This window comes from Streptomyces sp. NPDC007971 (genome assembly GCF_042958635.1).
Lineage (GTDB): Bacteria > Actinomycetota > Actinomycetes > Streptomycetales > Streptomycetaceae > Streptomyces.
In genome coordinates this window covers 108,847-133,322 of the sequence record NZ_JBIBJK010000008.1, presented here as the reverse complement: position 1 = coordinate 133,322, position 24,476 = coordinate 108,847, and the positions used below count along the sequence as shown (strand labels likewise).

Sequence of the window (24,476 nt, the reverse complement as noted above, 5' to 3'; positions counted from 1 at the left end):
CCTGGGGGGTACGTCGGCCGGGGCGCCGTCAGGTCACGCCCCGGCCGCCGCACGGCTACGGGCGGAGCAGCACCTTGCCCACCGTCGGATCACCGGCCCCCACCAGCTCGATGGCGTGCGCGAAGCCGGTCAGCTCCAGCTCGTGCGTGATTAGCGGCAGCGGGTCGAGCAACCCGGCGCAGAAGGCCCGCACGGTGTGCGCCCAGGCATCCGGCGGAGCCCCGAACACGGTGTGCACCTCCAGCTGCCGTACGACCAGAACGGTCGGGTCGAGCCCGTCCGCGCCCGGCGCCGGGATGCCCGTCAGGACCAGGCGACCGCCGCGCCTGAGCAGCGAGGCGGCGGTGCGCGCGGCGGACGCGGACCCGGCAGCCTCGATCACGACGTCGAAGTCGTCCGGCAGTGCCGGCCCTTCGGCGCTCACGAGCCGGAAGTCGGTGGCCCCGAACCGCCGGGAGAGCGCCTCCCGGTCGCCGCGGGTGCCGACGACGAGCAGCTCCGCCGGTGAGACCGCCTTCAGGAACTGCACGGCGAACATGCCGAGCGTGCCCGTACCCACCACCGCGACGCGCTCGCCCGGCCGGGCGACCGCCTTCAGCGCGGCGGCCGCCACACACGCGGCAGGCTCCAGCAGGGCGGCGGCGGTGAGGTCGGCGTCGTCCGGCAGCGGATGCAGCAGCCGGGCGGGCAGGGTGAGCGTGGCGGCCATGGCGCCCGGCCGGGTGAAGCCGGTCTCCTCGTACCCGGCCGTGCACAGCGTCGTCTCGCCCGCGTGGCAGCGGTCGCACACCTGGCAGTTGCGAAAGCCCTCGCCGACCACCTTGCGGCCGACCAGTCCCGCGGGCACCCCCGCGCCCGCCGCACGCACCGTCCCGGACCACTCGTGGCCGGGCGTGAGCGGGTAACGGACGTACCCCTCGGGCCGGTTGCCCCGGTACACCTCGCGGTCGCTGCCGCAGACACCCACCGCGTGCACGGCCACCAGCGCCTCGCCGGGGCCGGGTTCGCGGGGCGTGTGATCCTCGACCCGGTGCATGCCCGGCGCCTCGACCAGAACCTGGTGGCTCACTTCGTCCCCTTCGGCCTGCGCTGCTCCCAGCCGTCCGCCCACAGGTCGAACCGGGCCTGCTGCTGCGGGAATTCGGCGGCGGCGTCGGTGTCCAGCTCGACGCCCAGGCCGGGCGCGCCGGAGAGGTGGAAGTACCCGTCGACGACCTCCGGGGCGCCCCTGACCACTTTCTTGATCTCCGCGTCGGCGAAGTCGTTGAAGTGCTCCAGGATCTTGAAGTTCGGCGTGCTGAAGCCGAGTTGGAGGGAGGCGGCGGTGAGCACGGACCCGCCGACGTTGTGCGGGGCGACGAGCATGTAGTGGGCCTCGGCGGTGGCGGCGAGCTTCCGGGTCTCCCAGATGCCGCCGAGGTGACCCACGTCGGGCTGGAGGATGTCCGCGGCCTGGCTCTCGAACAGCTCGCGGAACTCGGTCCGGTCGTGGATGCGCTCACCGGTGGCGACCGGGACGTCCACCTTGGCGGCGACCTTCTCCAGCGCCTTCAGGTTCTCCGGCGGCACCGGCTCTTCCAGCCACGCCGGCTCGAAGGGGGCCATCTCCCGGGCCAGCCGGACGGCCGTGGCGGGGGAGAAGCGGCCGTGCATCTCCAGCATCAGCTCGGTGTCCGGCCCGATGGCGTCGCGCACGGCCTCGACGAGGGAGACGGCGTACCGGGTCCCGGCGTGGTCCAGCTCGAAGTGCCCGGTGCCGAAGGGGTCGATCTTCAGGGCGCGGTAGCCGCGCTCGATCACCCCCTGGGCGGCCTTGTGGTAGGCCTCGGGCGTTCGCTCGGTCGTGTACCACCCGTTGGCGTACGCCTTGACCCTGTCCGTCACCTTTCCGCCCAGCAACTGCCAGACGGGAACTCCGAGAGCCTTGCCCTTGATGTCCCAGCAGGCCATCTCCACGACCGCGATGCCGGACATGACGATCTCACCGGCCCGTCCGTAGTCGCCGTACTTCATCCGGCGTACGAGGTCCTCGACGGCGAACGGGTCGGACCCCCGGACGTGGTTGGCCTCGGCCTCCCGGAGATAGCCGATCAGCGCGTCGGTGCGGCCGAGCATGCGGGTCTCGCCGACTCCCGTGATCCCCTCGTCGGTGTGCACCTGGACGTAGGTCAGATTGCGCCACGGCGTCCCGACCACGTGTGTGCTGATTCCGGTGATGCGCACGACAGTTGCCTCTCAGCTGTTCGAGATTTCGTCACGCGTTCGAAATGTTGGCGTGACAGTAGGGAGGGGGAGGTGGGGGTGTCAATGGGGCCGACGCGTAACGGTTCCGGCAAGACTTTCAGGAATCTTTTCGGTCCCGCACGAAACCTTCACAGGGGCGCCTAGGAACGTGACCGGAGAGGAATCTAGTCTTCCGGCGTCATGGACTTCTGCCACCCGTGCCAACGGCACCTCAACGGCGCCCTGGCCTGCCCGGGGTGCGGCGCGCCGGCGCAGTCCGTCGCCGTGCGCGCGGACGCGCCCGCAGCTCACGGATACGCGGGCACGGTGGCGGCCCCGTACGTCGGGCAGGCCTTCGCCGGCCCCTCCGGCGAGCAGTACGCCGGCCCGCCGGGCCATCCCGGCCCCACCGCCCCCTACGCCCCGCAGCCGTCCGGCGGGTTCGCGAACGGCGGCACCGGGACGTACGACCACACGCACCGCGGCGCCCACGACGACTATGCCGATCACGATGGTCACGCCGACCACGCCGACCACGCCGACCACGGCGACCACGGCGACTACGGCGACCACGACGACCGGGACGACTTCGCGGACCCGGACCCGGACCCGGGCGACTCCGTGGGCCGGCACGGCGACGCGGGCCCCGACGGGTCCGGCGGCCGGGCCGCCCGGCGTCAGTCGCGGGGCCGGGGCCGCGGCGCCGGCACCGGCGGCGGCGAGGCCGCCGAAGGCGGCTCGGCAGACGCCAGCCGCCGTGACCGCAAGGCCGCCGCGCACCGGCGCCGCCGGCGCCGCACCGTGCTGATCACCGCGGGCTTCGTCCTGGCGGCCGGCGGTCTCAGCCTCGCCGAACTCGGCATGGACGCCCCCTTCTCCGGCAACAAGCCGGCGGCGGCCGGTGACACCTCGGTGGACGGCGGCACCACGTCCGCCTCCCCGGACCGGACGGCCGCCCCCCTCGACGACACCTCGGGCAGCGCGGCCGGCCCCGACGCCTCCGTCTCCCCGGACGCCTCGGCCTCCGCCTCCGCCTCCAAGTCCCCGAAGGACAAGGCGTCCGCGTCCGCGTCCGCCAAGAGCACCGACCAGGACCAGCAGTCGGCCACGACGGGCCCGGGCTCGGGCCCGGCCGCCTCGGCGCCCACTGCACCGGCGACCTCCAGGCCGGCGCCCACCCCGACCTCGAACCCGACGACCTCGAACCCGGCCCCGCAGCCGTCACCGTCGAAGACCTGCACCCGGTTCCTGTGGTGGTGCACATAACCGGCTCCTGTGGTGGTGCGGGCAAGGGGGCTGCGGGGGAACCCGGCGGCCCCGGTCCCGCCCTCGCGGCCGTCGCCGTCGAAGGCCTGCACCCGGTTCCCGGGGCGGCGCACGCAAGGGCGCTGCGAGATCGCCGTGGTGCGGTCCGGGCCCGCTGAGCCGTCCGCCCGAGCCGGTCGAGCGCGCCGGAGCCCCCTGCGCGCCCCCGTACCACCCCGTGCTCCCCGCGTCCGGGGTATCGGTGACACCGACCCGCCGGTGAGGCGGTTGAGTCGAAAAGGCACACCTCGCCGTACCGATCTCGGGAACGCCCGGCGGCGGAAGGGGCGTTGTGCACAGCGGGAGCAGCGAACAGCGGCTCGGTTGAGGAGAACGGATGACGCAGGGGATCATCGTCCACGGCACGGTCGGCGAGGGCTTCGAAGCGGTGCGCGAGGAGTTCGCCGCCTTCGTCGCACAGGAACGGGACGACTACGAGGGGCAGTTGTGCGCCTACGTCCACGGTCGGCAGGTCGTCGACCTGTGGGTGGGCGAGGGTGTCGGCGGGGACTCGCTGTACGGCGTGTTCTCGTCCACCAAGGGCGCCGCCCACCTCGTCGTGGCCCTGCTGGTGCAGGACGGCACACTGGAGCTGGACCGCAAAGTCACCTACTACTGGCCCGAGTTCGGCGCAGAGGGCAAGAGTGCACTGACCCTGCGCGACCTTCTCGCCCACCGCGCCGGCCTGGTCGGCACCGACGCGGGCTTCAGCCCGGCGGAGCTGGCCGACGACCGCGTGCTGGCCGAACGCCTCGCCGACCAGCGGCCGTTCTGGCGCCCCGGCACCAATTTCGGCTACCACGCCCTGGTGATCGGCGCGCTGACCGGCGAGATCGTCCGGCGTGCGACGGGCCGTACGCTCCAGGAGCTGTACGAGGAGCGGGTCCGCGCCCCGTACGGCCTGGAGTTCTACCTGGGCCTGCCGGTCTCCCGGGAGCCGCGCTTTCGCAGTACGCAGCCGATGCTGCCGACGGCCGAGCAGGCCGAGCTGCTGGCCGCGCAGCCCTGGGGGCCGCACACGCTCACGGCCATCGCCTTCAACGAGCACGCGGCCGAGCCGACGGTGCTGGAGTCGCTGCCGAACGACCGCACGGTCCGGGCCAAGGGCCCGGCCTCGGTGGGCGGCGTCGCCTCGGCGCGCGGGCTGGCCGGGATGTACGCGGCGGTGATCAGCGAGGTCGGCGGCAAGGCCCCGCTGCTGAAGGAGGACACGGTCGCGGAGTTCGGCCAGCTGCACTCCGTCGGGTACGACGTGGTGTCCCGCGGCCACAGGTCCTTCGGCCTCGGCTTCCAGGCCACGGCCGACGCGTGGCATCCCTTCCTGGGCGCGGGCGCGATCGGCCACAGCGGGGCGGCCGGCTCCCAGGCCTTCGCCGACCCGCGCAGCGGCCTCGCCTACGGCTACACCCGGCGGCGTTTCGCGTTCCCGGGAGGGGCGGCACCGGAGAACGACAGACTGGCGAGAGCGGTGCACAGGGCGGCGCTGGCGAGCAGCTGACGTCCGCTTTCGACGCCGGGAGCCGCAGCCGGCCCGAAGGGGTGCGGGGCTGTACCGATGTGCGGCTCTGCCGCGTGGCCGCGAGCAGCCCACGACGACCCGCGGTCCACGTGGAACCGCACCCCGCGGACCCCACCGGTCGAAGACGGCAGCCGCACCCCACGTCCAGGGATGCGGCTGCCGTAGTACGCAACGAGGGATCTCAGGCCAGCGTCACGGTGATGTTGCCCCGCGTCGCCTTCGAGTAGGGGCACACCTGGTGCGCCTTCTCGATCAGCTCGCGCGCGGTCGCCTCGTCGGCGTTCGGGATCCGCGCGGAGATCTCCACGATGATCCCGAAGCCCTCGTCGTTCCGGCCGATCCCGACCTTCGCGGTGACGGTCGAGCCGGAGACGTCGGCGCCCTCCTGGCGGGCGACGACCCCGAGCGCCCCCTGGAAGCAGGCGCTGTATCCGGCGGCGAACAGCTGCTCGGGGTTGGTGCCGGCGCCGCTGCCGCCCATCTCCTTGGGCGGGTTCACGACGACGTCGAGCTTGCCGTCGTCGGTGGCGACGCGGCCGTCGCGGCCGTTCTCGGCGGTGGCGACGGCGGTGTACAGGACGTCGGATTGCTGGATGGCCATGCCGGTTGTCTTCCTCCTCGGTCCGCCGTGACTCGCGCCCACGATCGACGGCGGATTTCGGAAAGAAGTTACCGCATGTCGGAAAGCCAGCAGAAGCCCCGGACCGGTCAGAGCTTGACGATCATCTTGCCGGTGTTGTCGCCGCGCAGGACCCCGAGGAACGCCTCCAGGGTGTTCTCGACACCGTCGACGACCGTCTCGCGGTACTTCAGCGCACCCGAGGCGACCCAGGGGCCGACCTCCTGGACGAACTGCGCCTGCAGGTCGTAGTGGTCGCCGACGAGGAAGCCCTCCATGCGGCCGCGGGTCTGGATCAGGCGGGCGAGGTTCCTCGGGCCGGGGGCGGGCTCGGTGTTGTTGTAGACCGAGATCATGCCGCAGATCGCGATCCGGCCGCCCTGGTTGAGCGAGCCGATGGCCGCCTCCAGGTGGTCGCCGCCCACGTTGTCGAAGTACACGTCGATGCCGTCGGGGGCGGCCTCGCGCAGCTGCTCGTCCACCGGCCCGTTCCTGTAGTTGAACGCGGCGTCGAAGCCGTACTCCTCCAGCAGCAGCTTGACCTTCTCGTCGGACCCGGCCGAGCCGATGACCCGCGAGGCGCCCTTGAGCTTGGCGATCTGCCCGACCTGGCTGCCCACGGCACCCGCTGCGCCGGAGACGAACACGACGTCGCCCTCCTTGAAGGAGGCGGTGCGCAGCAGGCCGGCGTAGGCGGTCAGGCCGGTCATGCCGAGCACGCCGAGGTACGTCGACAGGGGCGCGGCCGCGGGGTCGACCTTGACGGCGTGCTGGGCGTCCAGGGCGGCGTACTCGCGCCAGCCGAAGAAGTGCAGGACGTGGTCGCCGGCCGCGATGCCCTCGGCCCTGGACTCGACGACCTCGCCGACCGCCCCGCCCTGCATGACCTTGCCCAGCTCGAACGGGGCGGCGTACGACTTCGCGGCACTCATTCGGCCGCGCATGTACGGGTCCACGGACAGGTACTTGTTCCGTACCAGCACCTGGCCCTCGCCGATGGCCGGGACGGGAGTCTCGACCAGGGCGAAGTCCTCGGGCCGCGGCCAGCCGACGGGGCGGCTGAGCAGGTGCCATTCACGGTTGGTCATGTCGATGCCTTTCCAGATTTACTTCAGTACCTGAAACAACCATGCTCCTGAATATTTCAGGATGTCAAGTAACCGGGTATCCTGGAGGGCATGTCCACACCCGAGAAGACCCGCCGCCCCGACGCCCTGACCATGGAGGTCGTCGAACTGATCGGCGACGTCGTGGCCCGGTTCTACGCGGACTACGAGCTGGCGGCGGGCGAGCACCGGCTGACCGGTCCGCAGGCCCGCCTGCTCAGCCTGCTGTCGCTGGAGCCGCTGCCGATGCGCAAGCTGGCGCAGAAGCTGAAGTGCGAGCCGTCGAACGTGACCGGGATCGTGGACCGCCTGGAGACCCGCGGCCTGGTCGAGCGCCGCCCCGACCCCGCCGACCGCCGCGTGAAGCTGGCCGTCGCCACCGACGAGGGCCTGGAGGTCGCCCGCGACCTGCGCGAGGGCCTGCGCTTCGCCCGCGAGCCCCTGGCCGGCCTCTCCGACGAGGAGCGCGGCGTCCTCAGGGACCTGCTGCGCCGGATGCTCGACGCCTGAGGACCGCCCTGCGGGTAAAGTTTTCGCCATGCGCGATCTCGGGGTGGGCTTCGGCTATCTGCTGCAGGGCCAGCGGTGGGTGGGCCGGCACGGCCGCCAGTACGGCTTCGGCCTGTTGCCCGGCCTGATCACACTCGTCCTGTACGCGGCGGCGCTGGTCGCACTCGCCGTGTGGGGCGAGGACGCCGTCTCCTGGGCGACCCCGTTCGCGGACCACTGGGCGAGCCCCTGGCAGGGCCTGTTCCGCGGCTTCCTCACCGCCGTCCTCTTCGCCCTCGGCCTGCTGCTTGCCGTCCTCACCTTCACGGCCGTCACCCTGCTGATCGGCCAGCCCTTCTACGAGAGCCTGTCGGAGAGCGTCGACGCGGACGTCTCGTCCGACGGCACGGCACCGCAGTCCGGCCTGCCGCTCTGGCGCGAACTGTGGATCTCCGCCCGCGACAGCCTGCGCATCCTGGTCCGGGCCGGACTGTGGGGCGTACTGCTCTTCGCCGCCGGCTTCCTGCCCTTCGTCGGCCAGACCGCCGTTCCGGTCATCGGCTTCTTCGTCACCGGGTTCTTCCTCACCGAGGAACTGGCCGCCGTCGCCCTCCAGCGCCGCGGCGTGGACCTGCGCGCCCGTCTCGCCCTGCTCCGCTCCCGCAAGACCCTGGTCTGGGGCTTCGGCACCCCCCTCGGGCTGGCCTTCCTCGTCCCGTTCGTCGCGGTGTTCCTGATGCCGGGCGCGGTCGCGGGCGCCACCCTCCTCGCCCGAGACCTGCTGGGCGAGGAGAGCGGGGCCGAGGAGGAGACCGAGGACGAGGAGCAGCTCATCTCCTGAACGCGGCCCCGGCGGCCACCGTCACGATCGCCCGCACCTGGGCGATGATGTCCAGCCGGTTGCGCACGAACTCGGGGTCGGTCACCGTCCCCGTCGCCGGATCGGTGTTGCCCGTGCCGAACTGCAGGACCGGCGTGTGCACATGGCCGCCCGGCAGGGTGTCGTGCAGACCGAGCCGGTCGCGCAGCAGGGTCGCGCGGTAGGCGATCTCGTTGGACAGGTAGTCCCCGCCGCCCCCGGCCCGGGCCGTCGAGCCCGGGGTCGGCCCGTCCGGCCGTACGACCGCATCGGTGCCTCCCGCCGGGATCTCGGTCACCTCGGTGTGGTCGTAGACGGGGAACCGGCCCGTGTCCGCGGCCGTGACGGCGGCGTACGGCAGGGTCGTCGCCGTCCACTGGGGCTGCGTGGCCGGATCGGTGACGGGGACGGTCCCCGTGCGCGAGACGTTGTCGTTGTCGGGGAAGCCGCCCCGCCAGGCCCCGTTGGTGCGCTCGACGTCGAAGCGGCCTGCCCTGCCCTGGCTGACGGTGGTGAACAGGTCCACCCCGGGAAGGTACGGCCGCAGCGTCCGCTCGACGGTGCCCTCCGCGAAGTCCTGCCAGCGCACGGGGAACAGGGCGGTCTCCACCCGGGCGGGACCCGCGGCCGTCTCGATCACCGCGCCGTCGAGCGCGAGCGCGCTCGCCCCGGACGGGTTCGAGATGCGCATGTCCCGGTCGAGGGTGAAGGGGTCGAACCCGGTGACCAGGATGCGCCTGAGGTGCGGTGTCCGGGGATAGCGGATGTCCGTCTGGCCGCGCGAGGTGCGCTCCAGCTCGTCCAGCAGGGCCGAGCGCCGGACGTCGGTGAGGGCGAACCCCGGCTCCCAGGTGCGCACTTGCCGGGTCATGCCGAGCCGCGCCCAGTACAGGGGCCGGTCGTCGTCCCGGCTCAGGTCCGCCCGTGGCCCGCCACCACCCTTGCGGGGAGGCGCCGCGCGCGTTCCCGGTTCCGCCGGCCCCCGCCCCTGCGCCCGGTCGACGGCCCGCCGCCACAGCGCCGATCCTTCGCGGACGACGATCCGGCGGGCCTGCGCATAGGAGCGGGCGCCCGTCAGCTCACGGGCGAACTCCGGTGCCACGTCGTCGAATCCCGAGCGCGCGAGGATCTCCTGGGGCACCGCCCCGTCGAGCCGCTGTTCCTCGACGGTGGGGGAGAGGGCGGCCGGGGCCGCGGGGGCCGCGGATGCGGGAGCCGGCAGGCCGGCCAGCAGGGACAGGCCGAGCAGCGCGGTCCGTATGCGGAGGGAGGTCAAGGCGGTTCGGGTCCTTCCGTCGCTGGGGCGCGTGGTGCGGTGGACGGCGGAAGTATCGCGTGCGGGGTGTGGTCTACGCCATGGTGCGAATCAGCCGCGCCGCCTCCTCGCCGAGCACCGCGAGGAACGCCCCTGCGGCCGGTGGCACCGACCGCCCCCGCACGGTCGCCGCGTACACCGCCCGCGCCGGAGCCTCGTCGTCGCGGACCGGAAGCAGGACGACGTCCGGGCGTACGGACGCGGCGGCCAGTCCCGGCGCCAGGGTCACGCCGAGCCCCGCGGCCACATAGCCCTGCTTGGCGGTCCACTCGGCGACCACATGGGCCACCCGTGGCCGGAACCCCTCCCGCAGGGCCGCGTCCAGCAAGGTCCCCTCGGGCCGGTCGCCGCCGGAGATCCAGCCGGCGTCGGCGAACTGCGCGAGCCGCACCCCGTCCGCGCCGGCCAGCGGATGGGCGGCGGGGACGGCCACGTACAGGGGCTCGTCCAGCAGGTGGTGCAGGTCGTAGGCCTCCAGGGGCGTGCGGACCGTCGTGGAGACGACCGCGAGGTCCAGGTGCCCGGCGGCCAGCCGGTCCAGCAGGCCGGGTGTGAGCCCCTCCTCGCGCTCGATGCGGACGGCGGGATGCAGGGTGCGGAACGCGCCCAGAGCCTGGGGGACGAGGGCCGCGTCCGCCGTGGCGAACGCCCCGAAACGCAGCCGCCCGCCCGCCAGTTCTTCCAGCGCCGCGAGGCCGCGGACGGCACCGTGCAGAGCGTCGGCGACCGTCTCCGCGTACGGCACCAGCGTCCGGCCCGCCTCCGTCAGCCGCACCCCGCGCGGCAGCCGGTCGAACAACGGCCCGCCGCCGAGCGCCGACTCCAGAGAGGCGACCTGCCGGGACACCGCCGACTGGGTCCAGCCCAGTGTCCGGGCGGCCACCGTGAACGAGCCGGTGCGGGCCACCTCCAGGAAGGCGCGCAGGTGCCGGCGCGTACCCGCCGGGCCGACTGAGACCGCCGGCGGGTGCGGGTGCGCGCGTGGACACGGGCGGACGTGGGCGCGGGTGCAGGTGCGCGGGGGCTGGTCGTGCAGTTCCCCGCGCACCTTCGGGAGGCGCTCCCGGCGTCAGCGCCTCACTTCGCCGGTTCGCCCAGCAGTCGCAGGAAGTCGCGGAACGCGTCCGGCATGTCGACCGACTCCGGGTCCAGCAGCCACTGGTACTGCAGCCCGTCCATCACCGCGATCAGCAGCGGGGCGGTGCGCTCGGGGGTGAGTCCGTTCGGCAGCAGGTCGCCGTACTCGGCGCGCAGCGCGTCCGTCATGGTCTCGCGGACCTGGGCGTAACGCCGGGTGAAGTAGGCGCGGGCCGGGTGCCCCTCCGTGACGCTCTCGCCGAGCAGCGCCGAGAACGTCTGGACGATGGCCGGGCGCATCGCGTTGTACTCGACCAGCGAGGCCAGCAGGTCGACCCGCCACCGGGTGTCCGGCACCGCGTCCCACCGGTCCCGCTCCTGGAGCACCGCCACCAACAGGGCGTCCTTCGTGGGGAAGTAGTGCAAAAGGCCCTGCTGCGTGAGCCCGACCCGCTCGGCCACGGCGGCCAGGCTCGCCCCGCGGTAGCCGCGCGCGGCGATCACCTCCAGGGCCGCCCCGACGATCTCCGCGCGCCGCTCCTCGCTCCTGACCCTCGCGTTCATGACGTCACCGTACGGCATCCCTTCGGCCAAAATATAACGGCAGGATAACAACACCTACCGCTCTACAGGTGGCGGATGCAGGATGAGAGGGATCCAAGGGACTTCAGCGAGGAGGCACCGCCGTGGCGGAGACGGACAAGGCACGTACGGACGAGGCCCGCGAGGCGGTCGTCCGGGCAGCCCTCGGGCGGCTCGATCTCGACGCCAAGACGCGGCTGCTGGCCGGCCAGGACATGTGGACCCTGCCCGCCCTGCCGGAGATCGGCCTGGGGACCCTCGTCATGTCCGACGGCCCGATCGGCGTGCGGGGCGTGCGCTGGACCGCCGACGACCCCTCCGTCGCCCTGCCCTCGCCGACCGCGCTCGCCGCCACCTGGGACCCCGTACTCGCCCGCCGCGCGGGCATGCTGCTCGCCCAGGAGGCCCGTCGCAAGGGCGTACACGTCCTGCTCGCCCCCACTGTCAACCTGCACCGCTCGCCGCTCGGCGGCCGCCACTTCGAGTGCTACAGCGAGGACCCGTACCTGACGGGCGTCATCGGTGCCGGTTACGTCACCGGCGTCCAGTCCGGCGGCGTCGGCACCACCGTCAAGCACTTCGTCGCCAACGACGCCGAGACCGACCGCTTCACGGTGAACAACGTGGTCCCCGAGCGCGCCCTGCGCGAGCTGTACCTGGCCCCCTTCGAGGCGATCGTGAAGAACGCCCGCCCCTGGGGCATCATGACCGCCTACAACCAGGTCAACGGCACGACGATGACCGAACATCACCACCTGGTCGACGAAGTCCTGCGCGGCGAATGGGGCTTCGACGGCTTCAACGTCTCCGACTGGATGGCCGCCCGGGACACCGTCGGCGCCATCGAGGGCGGCCTGGACGTCGCCATGCCCGGCCCGCAGACCGTCTACGGCGAGGCCCTCGCCCGGGCGGTCCGTGCCGGCGAGGTCGCCGAGGCCACGGTCGACGCCGCCGTACGCCGGGTGCTGCGCCTGGCCGCCCGCGTCGGCATCCTGGACGGCGCCGAACCGGCCGTCGCGAAGCCGCCCGCGCCGGTCGACGGCGAGGCCCTGGCCCGCGAGATCGCCCGCCGCTCCTTCGTCCTCGTCCGCAACGAACGCGGCGCACTTCCCCTGAAGCCGGGCACGGTCGCCCTGATCGGCGCCGCCGCCCGCGACGCCCGCGTCCTCGGCGGCGGCTCCGCCACCGTCTTCCCGGCCCGGATCGTCTCCCCGCTCGACGGCCTCACCGCCGCACTCGCCGACGGCACCCTCACCTACGCGGTGGGCGCCGACCCGGTCACCGAACTCGCCGTCGCCGAGCAGGGCTTCACCCTCCGCGCGGTCTGCCGCGACGCCGCGGGAGAGGTCATCGGCGGCGGCTCCGTACCGGGCGGGGGGATCCAGTGGATGGGTTCCGACCTCCCCGAGGGCGTCACCCACGACCGCCTCCACACCGTCGAACTGACCGGCACCTTCACCCCGCGCGAGTCCGGCCCGCACACCTTCGGCATCAGGGGCATGGGCGCCTTCACCCTCACCGTCGACGGGACGACCCACTACGACGACGTCCAGCGCCCCGCGAGCGACGACCCGTTCGAGACCCTCTTCGCCGCCCCCGCGCCCCGCGCCCGGCTGGAACTCGCCGCGGGTGAACCCGTCGAGGTCTCCCTCACCCACGTCGTGCGGTTCCCCGAGAACATCCCCATGAAGGTCGTCACCTTCGCCCTCGCCCACTCCGCCCCGCAGCGCGACCCCGACGAGCTGATCGCCGAGGCCGTCGAAGCCGCCCGCGCCGCCGACACCGCCGTCGTCATGGTCGCCACCACCGACCGCGTCGAGTCCGAGGGCTTCGACCGCAGCGACCTCGCTCTGCCCGGCCGCCAGGACGACCTGGTGCGCGCCGTCGCCGCCGCCAACCCGAACACGGTCGTGGTCGTCAACTCCGGCTCCCCGGTCGAACTGCCCTGGCGGGACGAGGTCGCCGCCGTCCTGCTCAGCTGGTTCCCGGGCCAGGAGGGCGGAGCCGCCCTCGCCGACGTCCTGACCGGCGCCCACGAACCCGGCGGCCGGCTCCCCACCACCTGGGGCTCGCTCGCCGACGCCCCGGTCCGCCGGGTCACCCCCGCCGAGGGCGAACTGCCCTACACCGAGGGCGTCCTCATCGGCTACCGCGCCTGGGAGCGGGCCGGGCGCACCCCGTCGTACCCCTTCGGACACGGCCTCGGCTACACCGACTGGGCCTACGAGTCCCTGGAGACGGACGGCACCGCCGCGCGCATCCGCATCCGCAACACCGGCGACCGGCCCGGCCGCGAGGTCGTCCAGGTCTACGTCGCTCCGGCCGAGCCCGACGCCGAGCGCCCGGCCCGCTGGCTGGCCGGCTTCGCGGGCGTGCAGGCCGGGCCCGGCGAGAGCGTCGAGGTGACCGTCGAACTGCCCCGGCGCACCTACGAGGTCTGGGACGAGACGGCGAAGTCGTGGGCATGTGTGAAGGGTTCGTACGAGATCGCGGCGGGCCGCTCGATCGACGACCGCAGGCTCACCGCTCCGATTAACGTCTGATCCGGGACAAGTCCCCCCTGAACAGCCCCGGTCCGGGACCTGACCTCCGGACCGGGGCTCATGCGGTCCGGGCGGATGTGGCAGACTCCCGGGCCGCGCACACAGCAGAAAACGGGCACGGGGGAGAAGCACCATGTATCCAGGGCAACAGCAGCCACAGCAGCCGGGGTCGTACGGACAGCAGCCGCAGCACCCCCAGCCGGGGCCCTACGGACAGCAGCCCCCCTACCAGCAACCCCAGCCGCAGCAGCCCCCGTACCAGCAGCCGTACCCCCCTCAGCAGGCCTACCAGCCCTACCCGCCCCAGCAGCCGTACCCGCCCCACCAGGCCCAGCAGCCGTACCCGCCGCACGCGTACAACTCCCCGCAACCGCCGCAGCCGGCCCCGAACCAGCCCCCGGTACCCGCCCAGCACCTCGGCGAGAGCCGGATGCGGCTGGACCCCGGTCTCACCCCGGACCAGCGCGACCTGGTGCTGAAGATCCAGCAGCGGGCCAAGCCCATGGCGTACGGCCTCGTGCTCGGCATCCCGCTCACCTTCGGGGGCGTCCACTACGGCATCACGCACACCCCCGTCGGCTTCGCCGGCGCGGTCGCCGGACTGGCCCTGCTCGTCTTCGGCGTCCTCTCCCTGCTGCGGATGCAGGCACTCAAGCGGCAGCTGCGGCTGATCACCGCGGACGCCTGGCGCTCCCCGGCGGCTCATCTGCCCGGCGCCCGCAAGGCCGCCACCCAGGCCGCCTACCTCAACGGCCTGCTCGTCCTGCTGTCCCTCGCCGCGACCGGCTACCTGCTCTACAAGGGCGCCGGCTGGGGCGCGTACGGCAACTCCTTCGGCTTCGGCGCCCTGATGCTCGCCGCCGCCCTGCCGTTCGGCATGGCCCTGGCCGCCGCGACCACCATCCCGCAGCTGCTCCAGGTGATCCCGGCCGGCGCGAAGGTCGGCCGCAGCCTGTACTCGATCATCTTCGCGCTGGCCACGACCGTGACCGGCGAGGGCATCAAGAGCCACGACCTGCCCCCGATCGCCGCGGGCGCCGGCACGCTGCTGATCTGCGGGGGCGCGATGGCCCTGCTGGGCAAGGCGGCCAAGCGGATGCGGGGCGAGACCGTCTAGCGCACGGAGAAGCCGTACACCGTCTCCGAGCGGTAGACCTCGCCCGGCCGCAGCACCGTGCTGGGAAAGCCCGGCCGGTTGGGGGAGTCCGGGAAGTGCTGGGTCTCCAGGGCGATGCCGTCACCGGGGGCGAAGGGGCCGCTCAGATGGTCGGCGGTGTAGAGCTGGAGGCCCGGTTCGGTCGTGGCCACGGTGAGCACCCGCCCCGATGCCGGGTCGTACAGCTCGGCGGCCTCCTCGGGCGCCCGGGTCACGCCCTTGTCCAGGACGAAGTTGTGGTCGTAGCCGGAGCCGACCGTTGTGGCCGTACGGAAGTCGAAGCAGGAGCCGGTCACCTCCGCCAGGGCACCCGTGGGGATCAGGTCCGCGTCGACCGGGGTGTACCGGCCGACCAGAGCGCCCAGATACGGCTCCGGGTGCCCCAGATACCCGTCGAGCCCGGGGAACCCCAGCACCACGTCCGCCGTGCGCAGGTCCCGGTCCGGGAACCTCGAACGACTGCACGATCCCGCCGTACGACAGCACGCGCACCCGCACTCCGGCCCGCTCCAGGGTCCAGCGGTGCACCGGAGTGCCGTCAACAAGCGTGCCGAGAAGTTCGCTCACGCAAGAAACCCTAGGTCAGGACTTCTCCGCGGTGATCGTGCGGTAGGCGATCTCGGCGAGTCTCGCCTGGCCGTTCCGGCTCGGGTGGAACCAGTCCCAGTGGCTGAGCTGTTCCGTGTCGAAGTCGTAGTCGAAGACGGCGTTGTCGTCGAAGCGGCAGCGGCGGTCCTTGGCGCAGACGTCCTTCAGCACCGCGTTGTAGGCCTCCACCCGCAGCTGCACCTTGTCCCGGCGCACGGCGGCCGCATGGGTGAGATCGTCCGCGTCGCGCAGCATCGACGGACAGATGCCCAGCTTCCACACCTGCTTGCCCAGCGGATTCCCCCGGCCCTCGGACCACAGCCGCTTCAGGTTCGGCACGCTGGCCACGTACACCTGTGTCTTCGGCAGCGCCGCACGCAGGGTGCTCATCGCCTCCTCGAAATCCGCGCGGAAGCCGGCCACCGAGGTCATCGCCCGCGCCGACGAGCGGCAGGCGTCGTTCGCACCGACCATCACCGTGACCAGCTCCGGGCTGCGGGTGGCCGCCTGTGCCATCTGCTCCGGCAGGTCGGCCATCCGGGAGCCGGTCACCGCGTAGTTCCAGCTGCGCTCCGCCGCCCCCGTCACCCCGAGCAGCCGCACCGCCAGGCTGTCCACCTTGGCGTCGCTGCCCGTCGCCCACGACACCTCCGGACAGTCGGAGAGCACGGTGCACGCGTCGAAGCCGCGCGTGATGGAGTCGCCGACCGCGGCGATCGAGTCCGGGCTGCGGTTCCACACCGGCGCGCGCCTGGCCGCGGACCGCGACGCGCTCGCCCCGGAGTCCGTACCGCCGCCGCCCCCGCCGAAGGCGTCACAGCCGGCCGTCGTCATCAGGGCCGTCACCACCAGGGCAAGCGCGGCTCGCGCACGGTGCCTTCGGTTCCGCATCCCTGCTGGTCTCCTCGCTCGACGGTGGACTGCTCCCGGACTGCTCCCTCCCATAACAACGCGTGGGAGTTCCCGCGCCGCTTCGATGGAACGGCTCACACCCGTACAAGCGTCCCCCTGGGTGAATGGCAGGGGTTTCCTGGCACCAGGACCGACGGTACGTCACCCTCCTTGCGCCGACGCAGGGTAGCCTCGCCATCAGCGCGGCCGTCGTGCCACTGCCGCCAGCCAGGCCGCAAGGTGTCCCGCTCAGCCCGGAGGTTCCGGTGACGACACGTGGAGTTCTGTACGTGCACTCCGCGCCGCGCGCGCTGTGCCCGCACGTCGAGTGGGCCGTCGCCGGGGTGCTCGGCGCGCGCGTCAGCCTGGACTGGATCCGGCAGCCGGCCGCACCCGGTACCTGGCGCTCGGAGTTCTCCTGGCAGGGCGAGGTCGGCACGGCCTCCAAGCTCGCCTCCGCCCTGCGCGGCTGGCACCTGCTCCGCTTCGAGGTCACCTCGGAGCCCGTCCCCACCGCCGAGGGCGAGCGCTACAGCTGCACCCCCGACCTGGGCATCTTCCACGCGGTCACCGGCATCCACGGCGACATCCTCATCCCCGAGGACCGCCTGCGCGCGGCCCTGCAGCGCAGCCGGCGCGGTGAGACCGACCTGGAGGCCGAACTGTCCAAACTGCTCGGCAAGCCGTGGGACGACGAACTGGAGCCGTTCCGCTACGCCGGCGAGGGTGCACCCGTGCGCTGGCTCCACCAGGTGGTCTGAGGCTGCCCGAGGGGCAGCCGGCCGTGAAGGGGCGCGGGGCCGTGTCGAATCGCGGCTCCTCCGCGTGGGCGCGACCGGCCCGGACGGCCCCGCACCCGGCAACAGAACAGAACCTCAACGGCGCATGGCCCCCTCTCCGCCACGGGAGAGGGGGCCATGCGCCGTCGGGGGACTCAGATCGTCCGGAACGCCAGGACCACGTTGTGCCCGCCGAAGCCGAACGAGTCGTTGAGCACGGCGATGCGGCCCTCGGGCAGCTGACGCGCCTCGCCGACGACGACGTCCGCGTTGACCTCGGCGTCGAGGTTCTCCACGTTGATGGTCGGCGGAGCCGTACGGTTCACCAGCGCCAGGATCGAGGCGACGGTCTCGATACCGCCGGCACCGCCCAGCAGGTGGCCCGTCATCGACTTGGTCGCCGAGATGGCCATGTGGTCGACGTCGTCGCCGAACACCTTGCGCAGCGCCTTGATCTCGGCGACGTCACCCTGCGGCGTCGACGTGGCGTGCGCGTTCACGTGCACGATCTCGGCCGGCTTCAGGTCGGTGTTGTCCAGCAGGTTCTGCAGCGCGTGCGCGATGCCGTTGCCGGACGGCTCGGGCTGCGTGATGTGGTGGCTGTCGGCGGAGATGCCCTGGCCGACCGCCTCGACGTAGATCCGGGCGCCGCGGGCCTTCGCGTGCTCCTCGGACTCCAGGACGATGACACCGGCGCCCTCGCCGAGCACGAAGCCGTTGCGGTCGGCGTCGTAGGGACGCGAGGCGCCCTGCGGGTCGTCGTTGTTCTTGGACATCGCCATCATGTTGCCGAACGCGGCGATCGGCAGCGGGTGGATGGCGGCCTCGGTGCCACCGGCCACGACCACGTCCGCACGCCCGGTGCGGATCATCTCGATCGCGTACCCGATGGCCTCCGCGCCCGAGGCGCAGGCCGAGACCGGGGTGTGCACACCGGCGCGGGCACCCAGCTCGATACCGACGTTGGCCGCCGGGGAGTTGGGCATCAGCATCGGCACGGTGTGCGGGGAGACGCGGCGTACGCCCTTCTCCTTGAGGATGTCGTACTGGTCCAGGAGCGTGGTCACACCGCCGATGCCGGAGGCGATGACCGCACCCAGACGGTCGGGGTTCGCGGACGGGTCCTCACCGGCCTTGGCGGTGAAACCGGCGTCCTTCCAGGCTTCCTGAGCGGCGATCAGCGCGAACTGCGCGGACCGGTCCAGCTTGCGGGCCTGCGGCCGGGGCAGGATCTCGCCCGGCTCGACGGCGATCTGAGCGGCGATGCGGACCGGCAGGTCGGCCGCCCAGTCCTGCTCCAGGAGGCTGACGCCGGACGTGCCGGCGACAAGGGCCTCCCAGAACGAGGCTGCGTCGCCACCCAGCGGTGTGGTTGCGCCGATACCGGTGACGACCACGGTGCGATTGGTCGGGCTCACGGGAATTCTTTCTCCAACGGATGCGGGAATCTACGGCGCCACCGCCGGGTGGCGGGGCCTTGCGGCCCTAAGGCCTAAGGGGTGGCTCAGGCCTGGTGCTTGAGGATGTAGTCGGTGGCGTCACCGACGGTCTTCAGGTTCTTGACGTCCTCGTCCGGGATCTTCACGTCGAAGCGCTCCTCGGCGGCGACGACAACCTCGACCATGGACAGCGAGTCGACGTCCAGGTCGTCGGTGAAGGACTTGTCCAGCTGGACGTCCTCGGTGGGGATCCCGGCGATCTCGTTCACGATCTCGGCGAGACCCGCGACGATCTCTTCCTGAGTGGCGGCCATGTCAGGCGCTCCTTCTTAGATTCCAGACGGTTTAACGGCGCCCGCCGCGACAGCGGCAGGGTGGTGCGGCGACCGTGCCGGATCACACGACCCGGCACGGAGTGCCTAGGGGAGGGTAACGACCGTGGCGGCGTAGACGAGACCCGCCCCGAATCCGATGACGAGCGCGGTGTCGCCGCTCTTCGCCTCGCCGGTCGCCAGAAGCCGCTCCATCGCGAGCGGAATCGAGGCGGCCGAGGTGTTGCCGGTGGTACGGATGTCCCGGGCGACCGTGACATGCTCCGGCAGTTTCAGCGTCTTCACCATCGAGTCGATGATCCGCACGTTGGCCTGGTGCGGAATGAAGACGTCCAGGTCGTCCGGGGTGATTCCGGCCGCGTCCAGCGCCTGCTGAGCGACCTTCGCCATCTCGAACACGGCCCAGCGGAACACCGCCTGGCCCTCCTGCGTGATCGCAGGGAACTTGACGTTTCCGTCGCTGTCCAGAGGCAGCTTCGACACGTCGCCGAGCCGGAAACGGTCCCAGGGGACGGTCTGCTTGATGGTCTCGGACTTGTCGCCCTCGGAGCCCCACACGCTCGGGCCGATCGCCGGCTCCTTGGAGGGGCCGACCACGACCGCGCCGGCGCCGTCGCCGAACAGGAAGGCCGTCGCCCGGTCCTCCAGGTCGGTCAGGTCGCTCAGCCGCTCCACGCCGATGACGAGCACGTACTCGGCGGAACCTTCCACCACCATGCCCTTGGCGAGGGTCAGGCCGTAGCCGAAGCCCGCGCAGCCGGCCGAGATGTCGAAGGCGGCGGCCTTGTTCGTGCCGAGCTTGTCGGCGATCTCGGTGGCGACGGCCGGGGTCTGGCTGAAGTGCGAGACGGTCGAGACGACCACGGCGCCGATCTGCTCGGCGTCGATGCCCGCGTCGGCGATCGCCTTGCCGGAGGCCTCGACGGCCATCGCGGCGACCGTCTCCTCGGGGCCCGCCCAGTGCCGGGTCTCGATGCCGGAACGCGACCGGATCCACTCGTCCGACGAGTCGATCTTCTCCAGGATCACCTCGTTGGGCACGACACGGGTCGGCCGGTAGCCGCCGACACCGAGGATGCGCGCGTACGGGGCGCCCTTGCTGGGCCTGATCTTGGACATGCTCCGGTGCTCCTTCGTCAGGCGCCCGCCGCGTCGGCGGCAGGTGTCGACGCCTCGGCGATGAGCTCGCGGGCAGCGTCGAGGTCGTCGGGGGTCTTCAGCGTCACGCGCTTGACGCCGGGCATGGCACGCTTGGCCAGACCGGTCAGCGGGCCGCCCGGGCACACCTCGATGAGCGCGGTGGCGCCCAGCTCCTGGAAGGTCTCCATGCACAGGTCCCAGCGCACGGGGTTGGCGACCTGGCCGACCAGCCGCTCCAGCACCTCGGTGCCGCTCCCGACGGCCCTGCCGTCCTTGTTGGAGACGTAGGTGAACCTCGGGTCGGACGGCCTGAGCTCCACGGCAGCCTTGGACAGGGCCTCGACGGCAGGTGCCATGTGCTCGGTGTGGAAGGCGCCGGCGACCTCCAGCCGGACGACCTTGCGGACGCCCTCGGGCATGTCCTCCATCAGCGCGGTGATCTGCTCGCGCGTTCCGGCGGCGACGATCTGGCCCGCACCGTTGATGTTCGCCGGGGTCAGGCCCAGCTTCTCCAGGTGCGCGACGGAGACCTCGGGGTCGCCGCCGAGCAGCGCCGCCATGCCGGTCTCGGTGATCGCGGCGGCCTCGGCCATGGCCAGTCCCCGCTTGCGGACCAGACCCAGCGCGGTGATGTCGTCGAGGACGCCCGTGACCGCGGCGGCGGTGAACTCACCGACGCTGTGACCGGCGACGGCACCCGGAGCGATCTCGGCGATGTCACCGAGTGCCGCGGTGGACAGGATCCCGGCGGCGACCAGCAGCGGCTGCGCCACCGCGGTGTCCCGGATGGCGTCCGCGTCGGCCTGGGTGCCGTAGTGGATCAGATCCAGTCCGATGGCGTCCGACCATGCGGCAACGCGATCGGCAACACCGGGGAGGTCGAGCCAGGGGGTCAGGAAGCCGGGCGTCTGAGCGCCCTGGCCGGGAGCGACGAGTACGAGCACTCTCACACTCTCTCTTGGGGACGGCCATGGCCGCCCGTGAGGACAGGGACGAAGAACAGGGGGGGCTTTTGTGGGCACCCGACAAATACCTAGAGTTGGAGGTCTCCATCGGCCAGACGCCCCAGGATCAGTGCGATTCGCAGTGTGAACGCGGATCGTACATCCGATGGCGACCAGCCGGTGACGTCTGTCACACGTCGGAGCCGGTAGCGCACGGTGTTCGGGTGAACGAAGAGCATGCGGGCCGCGCCTTCGAGACTGCTCGCCTGCTCCAGGTAGACACTCAGGGTCTCCAGGAGCGCCGAGCCGGCCTCCTCCAACGGTCTGTAGATCTCCTCCACCAACTGCTCACGAGCGCTCGGATCGCCCGCGATGGCCCGCTCCGGCAGGAGATCGTCCGCCAGCACCGGCCGCGGCGCGTCCTGCCAGGCGGAACACGCCTTGAGGCCCGCGGCGGCGGCCTGCGCGGACCGGGTCGCGGCCTGCAGATCGGGGACGACGGGCCCGGCGACGACCGGACCGGCCGCGAACGGCCCGATCAGCGACTTGGCGACGGCGAGCGGGTTCGCGCTGCCGCCGGCGATCACGACGAGCCGGTCCCCGAGCACCCCCGTGAGCACCTGGAGCTTGGCGTGCCGGGAGGCCCGCCGGATGGCCTCCACGGTCAGCTCGCTGTCCCCGTCGGGCGCGGTCCCGAGCACGACACACACGTGCTCCGGCGAGTTCCACCCGAGCGCGGCGGCCCGGCTCACGGCGCCCTCGTCGGCCTCCCCGCTGAGCACGGCGTTGACGACCAGCGACTCCAGCCGCGCGTCCCAGGCACCGCGTGCCTCTGCGGCCTGGGCGTACACCTGGGCGGTGGCGAAGGCGATCTCCCGCGCGTACACCAGCAGGGCTTCCCGCAGCACGCTCTCGTCCCCGGGAGCCGCGACCTCGTCGATCGCGCTCTCCATGACCTCGATGGTGGTCCGCACCATCTCCACGGTCTGCCGCAGCGTGATGGCCCGGGTCAGCTCGCGCGGTGCCGTGCCGAAGACATCCGTGGAGATCGCCTGGGGCGCGTCCGGGTGCCGGAACCACTCGGTGAAGGCGGCGATGCCCGCCTGGGCCACGAGCCCGATCCACGAACGGTTCTCCGGGGGCATGGCCCGGTACCACGACAGGGTCTCGTCCATGCGGGCGATGGCCTGCGCGGCGAGACTCCCGGAGGACTTCTCCAGCCGCTTCAGGGTCGCCGAGTGCGAGTGGACGTGCTGCGCTGCGGGGTCGCTGGGGTGGGACTCGGGTTCGGGCACGGGACAAGACTGCCTTATCCGGACGGGACCGTGCGTCGCCGGGTCAGGGGGTGAGGTCTACGGTGGTGCCCGTGATGGACGTACGGCGCGCCGGCGAGCGCTACCGCGGAGGGGACCCCGAGGCCGGGATCGACTCCCGCCACGCCTTCTCCTTCGGCCCGCACTACGACCCCGAGAACCTGCGCTTCGGCGCGGTGATCGCCTGCAACGAGGAACGGCTGGCGCCCGGGGCGGGCTTCGACGAGCATCCGCACAGCCACACCGAGATCGTCACCTGGGTCGTCGAGGGCGAGCTGACCCACCGCGACTCCACCGGGCACGAGACCCGGGTCCGCCCCGGAGACGTCCAGCACCTGAGTGCGGCGGCGGGCGTCCGGCACGTGGAACGCAACGACGCGTCGGTGCCGCTGGCCTTCGTCCAGATGTGGCTGGCGCCCCTGGAGCCGGGCGGCGAGCCCTCGTACGAGATCGTTCACGGCATCGCCGACTCCACCCCCTACGCCGTACCCGGCGCGGGCGCGATGCTCCACGTCCGCCGCCTGGGCCCGGGGGAGCGGACGGCCGTTCCGGACGCGGCGTACCTGTACGCACACGTGGTCCACGGGGAGATCCGTCTGGGTGGGGAGGCGCTGGGGCCCGGTGACTCGGTGCGGATCACGGGGGCGGAGGATTTGGATGTGGTGGGGGTCACGGCTTCGGAACTCCTGCTGTGGGAGATGAACCGGTAGCCGCGGCCCGGCTTTTCGGCTGCGGGCACGCGGTCGCCCGTCGCGCAGTTCCCCGCGCCCCTTCGAGGTGCTCCGGGCCGGCGTCGTGCTTCGGCTGCGGCCCGGTGGGGGTCTGTTGCGCGTTCCTGGCGCCCCTTCGGGGTGCGGCCCGGCTCAGCCGCGCAGGTCCGTGAGGATCGCGTCCGTGAACGGCGGCCAGGCCTCGCTCGCCCACGGTCCGAACGCCCGGTCCGTCAGGGCGACGCCCGCGACCCCCGCGTCGGGGTCGATCCACACGAACGTCCCGGACTGGCCGAAATGCCCGAAGGTGCGCGGTGAGGAAGAAGACCCCGTCCAGTGCGGCGACTTGGAGTCCCGGATCTCGAAGCCCAGCCCCCAGTCGTTCGGGTTCTGGTGGCCGTAGCCCGGCAGCACCCCCTTCGTCCCCGGGTACTGCACCGTCATCGCCTCGGCCACCGTCCGCGGATCCAGCAGCCGCGGCGCCTGCACCTCCGCCGCGAAGCGCAGCAGGTCCTCCACCGTCGACACACCGTCCTTCGCCGGCGAACCCTCCAGCGACGTCGACGTCATCCCCAGCGGCTCCAGCACGGCCTGCCGCAGATACTCCGCGAACGGAATGTCCGTCGCCTTGGCGATGTGATCCCCGAGCTGCTCGAACCCGGCGTTGGAGTACAGCCGCCGCTGCCCCGGCGCAGCCGTCACCCGGTGCTCGTCGAAGGCCAGCCCGGAGGTGTGCGCGAGCAGATGACGCACGGTCGCGCCGGGCGGCCCGGCCGGCTCGTCCAGCTCGACGGCACCCTCCTCGTACGCGACGAGCGCCGCGTACGCCGCCAGCGGCTTGGTCACCGAGGCCAGCGGGAAGCGGTGCCCGACGGGCCCCTGCGTCCCGAGGACGGTCCCGTCGGCCCGTACGACACCCGCCGCGGCGGTCGGGACGGGCCAGTTCTCGATCAGCGCGAGGCTCTTCAGCGACATGCTCCGAGCCTAGGCGCTCAGAGCGTGAGCTCCATCAAGGGGTCGGGCTTGGGCACGAAGCCGAGGTCGGCGTAGAGCGGCGCCGCCTCGGCGGACGCGGTGAGATGGACGCGGCGGGCGCCGTGCTCGCGGAACCAGTCCAGCAGGGCGTCCATGCACGCGCGCGCATACCCGCGGCGGCGCGTGTCCGGGTCGGTGGCGACACTGAAGACGAACCCGACCGCTCCGAGCGGATCGCCCGCCTTCCCGATCCGGTAGTCGACCGTCCCGGCCACCAGCGCGGCCAGCGTTCCCGGCCGCTCCGGGTGCTCCACCACGAAGGCCGCGAACGGCCCGTCCGACTCGTGGAGCCGGGCGCGCAGCCCCGGCAGGGACTGTGGGTGCCAGTCGGTGGAACGGTCCGCGTCGGCCATCGAATCGATCATCACCTGGCGCAGGCGCAGTACTTCCGGCGCATCCTCGGCCACGGCACGGCGTACGAGACTCATGCCCCGCACGCTAGCCACCCCGCCCCGTTCCGTCGCACGGTTTTCTTACCGGTTCCGCTTGCTTCGAGTGCACTCCAACGCCAT

Annotated in this window: 23 protein-coding genes and 1 pseudogene; 8 read left to right on the top strand and 16 right to left on the bottom strand. The window is 72.4% G+C overall.

Features of this window, described 5'->3' with window-relative positions; all coding sequences use genetic code 11:
* Positions 1–55: 55 nt before the first annotated feature.
* Together ACFZCP_RS18545 and ACFZCP_RS18540 are read right to left on the bottom strand one after the other, a co-directional pair.
* Positions 56–1,069, bottom strand: a complete 1,014-nt coding sequence (locus ACFZCP_RS18545; RefSeq protein WP_391428097.1) for an alcohol dehydrogenase catalytic domain-containing protein — start codon at positions 1,067–1,069, stop codon at positions 56–58.
* Positions 1,066–2,223 (bottom strand): enolase C-terminal domain-like protein, encoded by a 1,158-nt coding sequence (locus tag ACFZCP_RS18540; RefSeq protein ID WP_391428095.1) that lies wholly within the window; start codon positions 2,221–2,223, stop codon positions 1,066–1,068. Before ACFZCP_RS18540 ends, ACFZCP_RS18545 begins: the two co-directional genes overlap by 4 nt.
* A gap of 201 nt (positions 2,224–2,424) precedes the next feature.
* On the opposite strand from ACFZCP_RS18540, the gene ACFZCP_RS18535 reads away from it, so the two are divergent.
* Together ACFZCP_RS18535 and ACFZCP_RS18530 are read left to right on the top strand one after the other, a co-directional pair.
* Entirely contained in the window at positions 2,425–3,489 is a 1,065-nt protein-coding gene (locus ACFZCP_RS18535; RefSeq protein WP_391428093.1) for a hypothetical protein, read from the top strand.
* Between the two features lie 376 nt (positions 3,490–3,865).
* The gene (locus tag ACFZCP_RS18530) at positions 3,866–5,026 is read left to right on the top strand and encodes a serine hydrolase (protein WP_391428092.1); all 1,161 of its coding nucleotides are present in this window, start codon (positions 3,866–3,868) and stop codon (positions 5,024–5,026) included.
* A gap of 202 nt (positions 5,027–5,228) precedes the next feature.
* Here ACFZCP_RS18530 and ACFZCP_RS18525 read toward each other — a convergent pair whose 3' ends face one another.
* Together ACFZCP_RS18525 and ACFZCP_RS18520 are read right to left on the bottom strand one after the other, a co-directional pair.
* Positions 5,229–5,648, bottom strand: a complete 420-nt coding sequence (locus ACFZCP_RS18525; protein WP_362678893.1) for an organic hydroperoxide resistance protein — start codon at positions 5,646–5,648, stop codon at positions 5,229–5,231.
* Positions 5,649–5,755: 107 nt separating this feature from the next.
* Positions 5,756–6,754, bottom strand: a complete 999-nt coding sequence (locus ACFZCP_RS18520; protein WP_391428090.1) for a zinc-binding dehydrogenase — start codon at positions 6,752–6,754, stop codon at positions 5,756–5,758.
* A 90-nt stretch (positions 6,755–6,844) separates the two neighbouring features.
* Between ACFZCP_RS18520 and ACFZCP_RS18515 the strand changes: the two genes are divergently transcribed.
* Both ACFZCP_RS18515 and ACFZCP_RS18510 read left to right on the top strand, forming a co-directional pair.
* Entirely contained in the window at positions 6,845–7,282 is a 438-nt protein-coding gene (locus ACFZCP_RS18515) for a MarR family transcriptional regulator (RefSeq protein WP_362678899.1), read from the top strand.
* Positions 7,283–7,310: 28 nt separating this feature from the next.
* The gene (locus tag ACFZCP_RS18510; protein ID WP_391428087.1) at positions 7,311–8,102 is read left to right on the top strand and encodes an EI24 domain-containing protein; all 792 of its coding nucleotides are present in this window, start codon (positions 7,311–7,313) and stop codon (positions 8,100–8,102) included.
* Here ACFZCP_RS18510 and ACFZCP_RS18505 read toward each other — a convergent pair.
* From ACFZCP_RS18505 to ACFZCP_RS18495, 3 genes are all read right to left on the bottom strand, one after another.
* Positions 8,092–9,396, bottom strand: a complete 1,305-nt coding sequence (locus ACFZCP_RS18505; RefSeq protein ID WP_391428085.1) for a pyroglutamyl peptidase — start codon at positions 9,394–9,396, stop codon at positions 8,092–8,094. The genes ACFZCP_RS18510 and ACFZCP_RS18505 overlap by 11 nt on opposite strands.
* 73 nt (positions 9,397–9,469) lie before the next feature.
* Entirely contained in the window at positions 9,470–10,360 is an 891-nt protein-coding gene (locus tag ACFZCP_RS18500; RefSeq protein WP_391428323.1) for a LysR substrate-binding domain-containing protein, read from the bottom strand.
* A gap of 152 nt (positions 10,361–10,512) precedes the next feature.
* Positions 10,513–11,094 (bottom strand): TetR family transcriptional regulator, encoded by a 582-nt coding sequence (locus ACFZCP_RS18495; RefSeq protein WP_391428083.1) that lies wholly within the window; start codon positions 11,092–11,094, stop codon positions 10,513–10,515.
* Between the two features lie 104 nt (positions 11,095–11,198).
* On the opposite strand from ACFZCP_RS18495, the gene ACFZCP_RS18490 reads away from it, so the two are divergent.
* On the top strand, positions 11,199–13,637 hold the full coding sequence (locus ACFZCP_RS18490; protein ID WP_391428082.1) for a glycoside hydrolase family 3 C-terminal domain-containing protein: 2,439 nt from the start codon (positions 11,199–11,201) through the stop codon (positions 13,635–13,637).
* A 133-nt stretch (positions 13,638–13,770) separates the two neighbouring features.
* Positions 13,771–14,754 carry a hypothetical protein gene (locus tag ACFZCP_RS18485; protein WP_391428081.1) on the top strand — a complete coding sequence of 328 codons (984 nt, stop codon included), beginning with the start codon at positions 13,771–13,773 and terminating at the stop codon, positions 14,752–14,754.
* On the opposite strand, the pseudogene ACFZCP_RS18480 reads toward ACFZCP_RS18485, so the two are convergent.
* Together ACFZCP_RS18480 and ACFZCP_RS18475 are read right to left on the bottom strand one after the other, a co-directional pair.
* Positions 14,751–15,360 (bottom strand): annotated as a pseudogene (locus ACFZCP_RS18480) (hypothetical protein). The gene ACFZCP_RS18485 and the pseudogene ACFZCP_RS18480 sit on opposite strands and share 4 nt — an antisense overlap.
* A gap of 15 nt (positions 15,361–15,375) precedes the next feature.
* Positions 15,376–16,272 (bottom strand): SGNH/GDSL hydrolase family protein, encoded by an 897-nt coding sequence (locus tag ACFZCP_RS18475; RefSeq protein WP_391428079.1) that lies wholly within the window; start codon positions 16,270–16,272, stop codon positions 15,376–15,378.
* A 266-nt stretch (positions 16,273–16,538) separates the two neighbouring features.
* Between ACFZCP_RS18475 and ACFZCP_RS18470 the strand changes: the two genes are divergently transcribed.
* Positions 16,539–17,033: a DUF3145 family protein gene (locus ACFZCP_RS18470; protein WP_391428078.1), complete on the top strand. Its 495-nt coding sequence runs from the start codon at positions 16,539–16,541 to the stop codon at positions 17,031–17,033.
* A 173-nt stretch (positions 17,034–17,206) separates the two neighbouring features.
* On the opposite strand, the gene fabF is transcribed toward ACFZCP_RS18470, so the two are convergent.
* The 5 genes from fabF to fasR all read right to left on the bottom strand — a co-directional run bounded on the left by fabF (position 17,207) and on the right by fasR (position 22,201).
* Positions 17,207–18,469 carry a beta-ketoacyl-ACP synthase II gene (gene fabF, locus ACFZCP_RS18465; RefSeq protein ID WP_362678934.1) on the bottom strand — a complete coding sequence of 421 codons (1,263 nt, stop codon included), beginning with the start codon at positions 18,467–18,469 and terminating at the stop codon, positions 17,207–17,209.
* An 86-nt stretch (positions 18,470–18,555) separates the two neighbouring features.
* Positions 18,556–18,804: an acyl carrier protein gene (locus ACFZCP_RS18460; protein ID WP_018545314.1), complete on the bottom strand. Its 249-nt coding sequence runs from the start codon at positions 18,802–18,804 to the stop codon at positions 18,556–18,558.
* Positions 18,805–18,909: 105 nt separating this feature from the next.
* Entirely contained in the window at positions 18,910–19,941 is a 1,032-nt protein-coding gene (locus ACFZCP_RS18455) for a beta-ketoacyl-ACP synthase 3 (protein WP_391428076.1), read from the bottom strand.
* Between the two features lie 17 nt (positions 19,942–19,958).
* A complete protein-coding gene (locus tag ACFZCP_RS18450; RefSeq protein ID WP_391428074.1) occupies positions 19,959–20,906 on the bottom strand; it encodes an acyltransferase domain-containing protein in 948 nt (315 codons plus the stop codon).
* 89 nt (positions 20,907–20,995) lie between these two features.
* Positions 20,996–22,201 carry a fatty acid biosynthesis transcriptional regulator FasR gene (gene fasR / locus ACFZCP_RS18445; protein WP_391428073.1) on the bottom strand — a complete coding sequence of 402 codons (1,206 nt, stop codon included), beginning with the start codon at positions 22,199–22,201 and terminating at the stop codon, positions 20,996–20,998.
* A gap of 74 nt (positions 22,202–22,275) precedes the next feature.
* Between fasR and ACFZCP_RS18440 the strand changes: the two genes are divergently transcribed.
* A complete protein-coding gene (locus ACFZCP_RS18440; protein ID WP_391428322.1) occupies positions 22,276–22,929 on the top strand; it encodes a pirin family protein in 654 nt (217 codons plus the stop codon).
* Between the two features lie 153 nt (positions 22,930–23,082).
* On the opposite strand, the gene ACFZCP_RS18435 is transcribed toward ACFZCP_RS18440, so the two are convergent.
* Both ACFZCP_RS18435 and ACFZCP_RS18430 read right to left on the bottom strand, forming a co-directional pair.
* The gene (locus tag ACFZCP_RS18435) at positions 23,083–23,904 is read right to left on the bottom strand and encodes a serine hydrolase domain-containing protein (RefSeq protein WP_362678946.1); all 822 of its coding nucleotides are present in this window, start codon (positions 23,902–23,904) and stop codon (positions 23,083–23,085) included.
* A gap of 17 nt (positions 23,905–23,921) precedes the next feature.
* A complete protein-coding gene (locus ACFZCP_RS18430; protein ID WP_391428071.1) occupies positions 23,922–24,392 on the bottom strand; it encodes a GNAT family N-acetyltransferase in 471 nt (156 codons plus the stop codon).
* Positions 24,393–24,476 lie beyond the last annotated feature (84 nt).